At 70.7% G+C, this 8,378-nt stretch carries 6 protein-coding genes, 1 tRNA gene and 3 pseudogenes; 4 read left to right on the forward strand and 6 right to left on the reverse strand.

The features are described 5' to 3' along the window. Positions 1-2,346, forward strand: coding sequence for a xanthine dehydrogenase family protein molybdopterin-binding subunit (locus AC30N0_RS15970; protein ID WP_489518891.1), 2,346 nt, complete (start codon positions 1-3; stop codon positions 2,344-2,346). A 14-nt stretch (positions 2,347-2,360) separates the two neighbouring features. Here the strand turns inward: AC30N0_RS15970 and AC30N0_RS15975 are convergent, their stop codons facing one another. From AC30N0_RS15975 to AC30N0_RS15985, 3 genes and pseudogenes are all read right to left on the reverse strand, one after another. Continuing rightward, on the reverse strand, positions 2,361-3,200 hold the full coding sequence (locus AC30N0_RS15975; protein ID WP_489518892.1) for a hypothetical protein: 840 nt from the start codon (positions 3,198-3,200) through the stop codon (positions 2,361-2,363). 188 nt (positions 3,201-3,388) lie between these two features. Beyond that, a pseudogene (locus AC30N0_RS15980) lies at positions 3,389-3,490 on the reverse strand (PEP-CTERM sorting domain-containing protein); the annotation flags it as partial. 15 nt (positions 3,491-3,505) lie between these two features. Continuing rightward, positions 3,506-3,763: pseudogene (locus AC30N0_RS15985) on the reverse strand (hypothetical protein); the annotation flags it as partial. Here AC30N0_RS15985 and AC30N0_RS15990 point away from each other — a divergent pair. Both AC30N0_RS15990 and AC30N0_RS15995 read left to right on the forward strand, forming a co-directional pair. Further along, positions 3,726-4,103 (forward strand): hypothetical protein, encoded by a 378-nt coding sequence (locus AC30N0_RS15990; protein WP_489518893.1) that lies wholly within the window; start codon positions 3,726-3,728, stop codon positions 4,101-4,103. The pseudogene AC30N0_RS15985 and the gene AC30N0_RS15990 overlap by 38 nt on opposite strands. 22 nt (positions 4,104-4,125) lie before the next feature. Continuing rightward, on the forward strand, positions 4,126-5,409 hold the full coding sequence (locus AC30N0_RS15995; protein WP_489518894.1) for a GAF domain-containing sensor histidine kinase: 1,284 nt from the start codon (positions 4,126-4,128) through the stop codon (positions 5,407-5,409). A 44-nt stretch (positions 5,410-5,453) separates the two neighbouring features. On the opposite strand, the gene AC30N0_RS16000 is transcribed toward AC30N0_RS15995, so the two are convergent. Next, positions 5,454-5,529, reverse strand: a tRNA-Thr gene (locus AC30N0_RS16000). Positions 5,530-5,676: 147 nt separating this feature from the next. On the opposite strand from AC30N0_RS16000, the gene AC30N0_RS16005 reads away from it, so the two are divergent. Then, positions 5,677-6,663, forward strand: a complete 987-nt coding sequence (locus AC30N0_RS16005) for a tripartite tricarboxylate transporter substrate binding protein (RefSeq protein ID WP_489518895.1) — start codon at positions 5,677-5,679, stop codon at positions 6,661-6,663. 1 nt (position 6,664) lies between these two features. Here the strand turns inward: AC30N0_RS16005 and AC30N0_RS16010 are convergent, their stop codons facing one another. Then, positions 6,665-7,933, reverse strand: a complete 1,269-nt coding sequence (locus AC30N0_RS16010) for a 6-phosphofructokinase (protein ID WP_489518896.1) — start codon at positions 7,931-7,933, stop codon at positions 6,665-6,667. A gap of 1 nt (position 7,934) precedes the next feature. Next, a pseudogene (locus tag AC30N0_RS16015) lies at positions 7,935-8,378 on the reverse strand (aminopeptidase N C-terminal domain-containing protein); the annotation flags it as partial.

Genomic DNA, 8,378 nt, shown 5'->3' on the forward strand with positions numbered 1-8,378 from the left:
ATGACGACTTCGACCAGCGACGCCGCGGCGCGCTTCGGCAGCGGCCGGGCGGTCCGGCGCATCGAGGACCGGGCCCTCCTGATGGGCGCCGGCCGCTTCACCGACAATCTGCTGCACGACGGCGCCGCCTTCATCGCCTTCCAGCGCTCGCCCTACGCGCATGCGCGGATCCTCGCCATCGATGCCGAAGCGGCGCGGGCCATGCCCGGCGTGCTCGCCGTCTACACCGGCGCGGAGCTGGTCGCCGCCGGCGTCCAGCCGATGCCGACGACGACCGACTTCCGCCGCGCCGACGGGCGCACGACCGTGACGCCGGCGCGGCGCGCGCTCGCGCACGAGTTCGCGCGCTTCGTCGGCGAGCCGGTCGCCGCGGTCGTCGCGGAGACGCGCGAGGCGGCACGCGATGCGGCCGAGGCGATCGCCGTCGACTACGAGGACCTCCCGGCAGTCGTCAGCGCGCGTGCCGCCGTCGCCGAGGGCGCGACTGCGGTCACCGCCGAGGCGCCCGACAACATCGCTGCCGAGATGCGGCACGGCGATGCCGCGCGCGCCGCCGAAGCGTTCGCGCGCGCTGCGGTGCGGATCGAGCTCGACCTCGTCAACCAGCGCGTCGCGCCGGTCTCGATGGAGCCGCGCAGCAACGCCGCGTCCTTCGACGCCGGCAGCGGTCGCCTCACGGTGCGCATCAGCAACCAGATGCCGACGGCGGTGGCGGCCGGCATCTCCGGCGCCTTGCCCGGGCTGGCGCAGGACCGCGTCCACGTCCTGATCGGCGACGTCGGCGGCGGCTTCGGCATGAAGACCGGCATCTACCCGGAGGACATCGTCGTCGCGCACGCGGCACGCGCGCTCGGCCGGGCCGTGCGCTGGCAGGCCGATCGCAGCGAGGACTTCCTGTCGGCATCGCACGGCCGCGACGTCAGCAGCCGCGCCGAGCTCGCCCTCGATGCCGCCGGCAAGGTGCTCGCGCTGCGCGTGCATTCGCTGGCCAACGTCGGCGCCTACGCCACCGCCACGGGGGTCGTGATCCAGCTGCTGATCGGGCCGTGGGTTTCGACCAGCGTCTACGCCATCCCGGCCATCGACCTGCACCTGCAGGCGGTCCTCAGCCACACGACGCCGACCGGCGCCTACCGCGGCGCCGGCCGGCCGGAAGCGATCTACCTGATCGAGCGCCTGTTCGACGCCGCCGCGCGCGAGATGAACATCGACCCGGCGGAGCTGCGCCGGCGCAACCTGCTCGCCCCCGCGCAGATGCCCTACACGAACCCGATGGGCCAGGTCTACGACAGCGGTGCGTTCGAGAAAATCCTCGACCAGGGCCTGGCGCTGGCCGACTGGGGCGGCTACGCGGCGCGCCGCGACGCCTCGCAGCGGCGCGGCCTCCTGCGCGGGCGCGGCATCGCCACCTTCCTGGAGTGGACCGGCGGCAATGTCTTCGAGGAGAAGGTGAGCGTCGACGTGACCCCGGACGGCACGATCGAGATCTTCTCGGCGACGCAGGCCATGGGGCAGGGCATCGCGACCAGCTATGCGCAGCTCGCCGTCGACGTCTTCGGCGTGCCGATCGAGCGCATCCGCGTCGTCCAGGGCGACACCGACCGCGGCAACGGCTTCGGCAGCGCCGGCTCGCGCTCCCTGTTCACCGGCGGGTCGGCGGTTCGCGACGCCTCCGAGCGCACGGTCGAGCATGCGAAGGCGCTTGCCGGCGAGGCGCTCGAGGCGGCGGCGGCCGACATCGAATACCGCGCCGGCCGTTTCGCCGTCGTCGGCACCGACCTCGGCATCGACCTCTTCGCGCTCGCCGGCAAGCAGCCCGGCGCGCGCATCCACCTCGACTCGAGCACCACCGTCGGCGGGCCGACCTGGCCGAACGCCTGCCACGTCTGCGAAGTCGAGGTCGACCCGGACACCGGCGACGTGCGCGTCGTCGCCTACGCCTCGGTCAACGACATCGGCCGCGTCATCAGCCCGACGATCGCGCGCGGCCAGGTAGAGGGCGGCGCGGTGCAGGGCATCGGCCAGGCCCTCTGCGAGCAGGTCGTCTACGACCCGGGCAGCAGCCAGCTCGTCACCGGCAGCCTGATGGACTACGCGCTGCCGCGCGCCGACGTCGGCGTGGACTTCCGGACCGAATTCGACACCTCGATCCCGTGCGCGCTCAACCCGCTCGGCGTCAAGGGCGTCGGCGAGCTGGGCACCATCGGGGCGACACCGGCGGTGATGAATGCGGTGATCGACGCACTGGCAGGCGCCGGCCTCGGCCGCCGCGCCGAGGCGCTCGAGATGCCGGCGACGCCGGCTCGCGTCTGGCAGCTGCTGCAGGGCGCGGGCGGCGGCGCCTGAGCCGGCGGCGCGGCTCAGGCCGGATCCGGAACGAACGAAGGGAAAGCCTCGGGCTGGCGCGGCAGCGGCCGCGCCCGCGGGATGACGCCGCTGGCAAGCAGGTTGGCGTGGCTGTCGTAGCGCACCTGGACGATCTCGGCCGGCTGCTGCGACGCGCGCTCGAAGGCGGTCTGCGTCGTCGGCGAATACTCGCGCTCGCCGTGGCCGGTGCCGATCCGCTCGTTGCGGGCCGGCGATTCGCGCTGCATGCGCTCGGAAGAAGGCGCCGGCGCTGCGGCGCTCTTGGCTGCTTCGGCTTCGCTGCTCGGGCGTCGATCCTCCTGGGCACTGCCCACCGCGCCGCGGTCGCGCGCGACCGGAGGCTGCTCGCGCCAGTGCGGCACCGGCTCGGGCACGCGCTCGCGGAAGACGGCGGCGCCGATCACGCCGACGTTGTCCGGCCGCTGCGTGCGGGCGGCGTACGAGTCGGGCAGGGCGGTGAAGTAGAAGGCCGCCGCCTCGCTGGTGCTCTTGCGCCAGCCGGTGATCTCGGCAGTCTGGTACGCGGCCAGGACGTAGCCGGTCTGGCCCGTCGCCGCGGTCTCGCCGCTGACGGCGTTGACGCCGTCGACCGACAGCACGACCAGGACGCGTGATCCGGTGCGGTTGCTCAGGCGGACGGCGTAGCGGTCGCCGGGGCGTCCGGCGACGTAGGTGGCGCCGCGGTGGCGCCAGGTCGGGAGCACGTCGGCCCGGCCGCGGTCGACGATCTGCACGTCGACGAGGGCACCGACGGCGTGGGCGGGTAGCGAACTGCAGGCGCCGGCCGCGGCGGCGGCGAGGGCGAGGGCGAGCAGGGTGCGGCGGGTCGGCATGCGAGGCTCCGTGGAGAGTGGGTAGCCCGTTGCACGGCCGACCGCGCGGAACGGGGTGAACCACGGCCGCTTTCGTGGACCGACGGTTTCCCTGCGTGAAGGAGCCGGTCGGGCCTGACGCTGCGGCCAGCCGACCGCTCAGCCGGCGCCGGGGTGGCTGCGCGGGACCGGGTATGCCGCGCCGACGATCAGCCCGTGCGGCGCTGCTTCCTGCGCCGCCCCATCCAGCCGAGCGCCGCCAGGCCGCCCAGCATCAGGGCGTAGGTCTCCGGCTCCGGGATCGGCGCGATCAGTGCACCGCGGATCTCTCCGGCCGGGAACTGAATGGTGTGGAAGTTGATGTACGAGCGCCCGGCGAGGATGTTTCGCCACGATTTCGCGGCATCGCGGCTCGGCACGGTGTAGGCGATGTTGAACGAGATCTCGGGCAGCGCGACGGGATCGCAGGGACCGCCGCGAGGCCGATAGTTGCTCAGCACGTCAAGGCCGCACAATGATCTCCCTTCCTTTCCCGACAGGTGCCCCATGGTCGTGCTGCTCGCCGGTGCCGTTCTGGTGCTCATGGGCCTCTTCTCCGGCGCCCTTCTCGTGGCGGGGCCGTTCGGTCTGGCCGGTGGGTCTCCGGGCCTCGCGCTCTGGATCCTCTTTCCGCTGTTCACCCTGGTCGGCTACATGATGACCGTCGCCGGTTCGAGGACGTCCCAGGTTCAGGGCTTCTCGTTCGGCGTCTCTTGCGCGCTGCTGGTGCTGGCGGTCCTGGCCGCCGTGGCGCTCATGCTGTCGGCAACTTCGTTCGTTGCGCCCGAAGCAGGCACGTTGTCGCTCTGGTATGTCTTCGCCGTTGCCGGCGCCCTCGGCAGCATCGGCGCGGCGTCGAAGGGAAGCGTATCCCGCACCGCGTGAGCGACATCACAGGGAGACGACCATGAGCGTCCGCATCGAAGACACCAGCGACGCCATCGCGGAAGACGTCGCGGCCATCGGCCGACTCGACGTGGTTCCGGCACTGCTGCGCATCGTCTGCGACGTGACGGGCATGGGCTTCTCGGCAGTCGCCCGGGTGACGTCCGGTACGTGGACGGCTTGCGCGGTGCACGACAGGCTGGGCTTCGGCCTCGCCGCCGGTGACCAGCTCGACATCGATACCACCCTCTGTCGCGAATCCCGCGAATCGCGCGCGATGGTCGTCTTCGACCACGCCAGCGCGGACCCCTGCTATCGCGACCACCCGACGCCGCGCCTCTATGGGATCGAGAGCTACATCTCGGTCCCGATCGTGCTGCCCACGGGCGAGTACTTCGGTAATCTCTGCGCCTTGGACCGACATCCTGCCAAGGTCTCCGATCCACGTGTCGTCGGCATGTTCACGGGCTTCGCCGAGCTGATCGCAGCGCAGCTCGCCAACGACCGCGCCAGCGCCGAGCAGCGCGCGGCCCTGGCCAACGAGCGAGCCGAGCGTGAGCTCCGCGAACAGTTCATCGCCATCCTCGGACACGACCTGCGTGGGCCGCTGACCGGCGTGCTCGCCGGGGCGGACTACCTCCAGCTTCCCAGCGCAGCGCTCCAGCCGCGCGCCGCTGCGGTCGCCAGGCGCATCGGCAGCAGCGCCCGCCGGATGTCGCGCCTCATCGACGACATTCTCGACTTCGCCAAGGGTCGCCTGGGCGGCGGCTTCGAGCTGCACGTGGCCGATGTGCACGACGTTGCCGAGGCCCTGCGCGAGGTGGTGGCCGAGCACCAGCTGAGCCACCCCGACCGGGAGCTCGAGGTCGCCATCGACGCCGGCCGTCCGGTCCGCTGCGATCGAGGTCGTCTGCAGCAGCTGGTGTCCAACCTGCTCGGCAACGCGCTCGTCCATGGCTCCCCGTCCGAACCCATCTCCCTTTCAGCGACGATCGACGACAGCTCGATCACGGTAACGGTCACCAACCAGGGCGAGCCCATCCCGCAGGACAGCCTGCCCAACATCTTCACGCCGTTCTGGCGCAGCTCGACGTCGACGGCCCGCCGCGGGCTCGGCCTCGGGCTGTTCATCTGCGACCAGATCGCCCGGGCGCACGGCGGTTCGCTGGAAGTGATTTCCGCGAGGAGCACGGGCACCACGTTCGCAGCGCGCCTGCCCATCGATGCCCGACTGGTCCCGGCCCGGGCTTCGACCCTCGAGGGCGTGGCGTCGGCATTTGGCCGGGCGAGCAGGACCCGGGACTGAGGCCCGGTCAACGGACAGCGCTGCGGGCCGGACGGGGGTGGAATTGGTGCCGGCGAGAAGAGTCGAACTCCCGACCTTCGCATTACGAATGCGCTGCTCTACCAACTGAGCTACGCCGGCGTCGACCGTCGCCGTGGCGATCGATCTAAAGCCGATGATTCTACCAGCGAGGCTCGCAAGACCTTGCCGTTGCGGGATGGGTTCGTCCGAATGCACGGCCCTGACGAGCTGCGCCACGATCCTGCATCCCCACTGACCGTCCCTACCATGACCCGACCATCGCAGCCGCGTCGCCTCCTGCTCACGCTGCTCGCCGCCGCCGCCGCGGGGGCGCCGGCCCTCGCCGGCGCCCAGGCAGCCGTCTTCCCGAACCGGCCCATCACCCTCATCGTTCCCTGGCCGGCGGGCGGCTCGACGGATCGTCACCACCGCCTGCTCGCCGAGCTCGCGGGAAAGCACCTGGGCCAGAGCATCATCGTCGAGAACAAGCCGGGTGGCGGCGGCACGACGGGCCCGGGAACCATGGCGCTGACGGCCAAGCCCGACGGCTACACGATCGCGCAGTACCCGATGGGCATGCTGCGTGTGCCGCACATGCAGAAGGTGCAATGGGATCCCCTGAAGGACTTCACCTTCATCATGGGCGTCTCGGGCTACACCTTCGGCCTGACGGTGCGCGCCGACTCGCCCTACAAGACCTTCAACGAGTACATCGAGGCCGCGCGCAAGAGCCCGGGCAAGATCGACTACGGCTCCACCGGCATCGGCACCTCGCCGCACCTGCTGTTGGAGGAGCTCGCCGGCAATGCCAAGGTCACCCTCAACCACATCCCGTTCAAGGGCAACGCCGACCTGACCCAGGCGATCCTCGGCGGCCACGTCATGGCGCAGAGCGACGCCTCCGGCTGGGACAAGCTGGTCGAGGCCGGCCAGCTGCGCCTGCTCGTGACCTTCGGCGAGAAGCGCACCAAGCGCTGGCCGAACGTGCCGACGGCGCAGGAGCTCGGCTACAACGTCGTCTCGACCTCGCCGTACGGGCTGGTCGGGCCCAAGGGCATGGACCCGGCCGTGGTCAAGACGCTGCACGACGCGTTCAGAAAGGCCATGGACGAGCCGCGCCACCTCGAGCTGCTCGACCAGCTGAACCAGGACGCCTGGTATCGGAGCGGCGACGACTACGCGAAGTGGGCGAACCAGACCTTCGTGCGCGACAAGGCCCTGATCGATCGCCTCGGTCTGGCCGCCGCGAAGTAGGTTATGCCAGCTCGAAAGGCGGGAGCTTCTTCTCTACCGCGACGTTCCTGAGCGTCGCGTAGCGAGGCAGCCCGCCGCGATAGGCGGGGTAGTCCACGCCGGCGATCAGCGGGCGCAGGTAGCGGCGGCACTTCTCGGTGATCGAAAAGCCGTCGGCGCTGATGAAGTCGCGCGGCATGAACTTCTCGACGTTGGCCACGTCGGCGAGATCGGCCATGCCGAGCCGGTAGCGGTAGGGCGAATCCGAGGTGCGCTCGATCGTCGGCATGACGGCGTTGTGACCCTTCATCGCCAGCTCGACCGCGCGCTTGCCGAGCTCGTAGGCCTGCTTGACGTCGGTCTTCGACGCGATGTGGCGGGCCGAGCGCTGCAGGTAGTCGGCCACCGCCCAGTGGAACTTGTAGCCGAGGGCAGAGCGCACCATGCCGGCGACCACCGGCGCGGCGCCCCCGAGCTGGGCATGGCCGAAGGCGTCGCGCGAGCCCTGCTCGGCGAGGAAGCTGCCGTCGGCTCGGTGCGCGCCTTCGGAGACGACGACCGTGCAGTAGCCGTGCGTCTTCACCATCGCATCGACCTTGGCGATGAACTTCGCCTCGTCGAACTCGATCTCCGGGAACAGGATGACGACCGGGATGCCGTGCTCCTCGATCAGCCCGCCGGCGGCGGCGATCCAGCCGGCATGGCGGCCCATGACCTCGAGGACGAACACCTTGGTCGACGTGCGTGCCATCGAGCGGACGTCGTACGACGCCTCGAGCGCCGACACGGCGATGTACTTGGCGACCGAGCCGAAGCCGGGGCAGCAGTCGGTGAGGGGCAGGTCGTTGTCGACCGTTTTCGGCACGTGGATCGCCTGCAGGGGGTAGCTCATCGCCTTCGACAGCTGGCTCACCTTGAAGCAGGTGTCGGCCGAGTCGCCGCCGCCGTTGTAGAAGAACCAGGCGATGTCGTGGGCCCGGAAGACCTCGATCAGGCGCTCGTATTCGCGCCGGTTGGCCTCGAGCGATTTCAGCTTGTAGCGGGCCGATCCGAAGGCGCCGGCCGGGGTCGAGCGCAGCAACCGGATCATCGTCGCCGACTCCTTGCTGGTGTCGATCAGGTCCTCGGTCAGCGCGCCGATGATGCCGTTGCGCCCCGCGTAGACGGTGCCGATCAGGTGCCGGTGGATGCGCGCCGTCTCGATGACGCCGCAGGCCGACGCGTTGATGACGGCGGTGACACCGCCCGACTGCGCGTAGAACGCGTTCTTCTTGCGTGCTTTCGTGGCCATGTCAGTTCGCCGAAAGTGAGCGGGAGACGATCTCGCCGGTATCGTCCGAGAGCTTCGGCGCCGCCGCGACCTGGGCGATCGCTTCCCGCGCCTTGCTGCGGTATGGCTCGGCGAGGACGGTCCAGCGGTCGAGGCTGCGCGCCAGGCGCGAGGCGAGCTGCGGGTTGACGGCGTCGAGGGCGAGCACCCGGTCGACCCAGAACGAGTAGCCGGCGCCGTCGGGCCGATGGAAGGCCGCCGGGTTGCCGCGGCAGAAGTCGTTGATCAGGCTGCGCGCGCGGTTCGGGTTGGCGATGCTGAAGTCAGGGTGAAGCAGGAGGGACTTGACGCGCTCGAAGACCTGGCCGTCGCGCTCCGGCGCCGTACCTGCAGCGAGAACCACTTGTCGAGCACGAGCGGCTCGTTGCTGAACATCGCGTAGAAGCGCTCCAGCGCCTGTCGCGCG

The organism is Rhizobacter sp. (assembly GCF_031412495.1).
GTDB lineage: Bacteria > Pseudomonadota > Gammaproteobacteria > Burkholderiales > Burkholderiaceae_C > Schlegelella_A.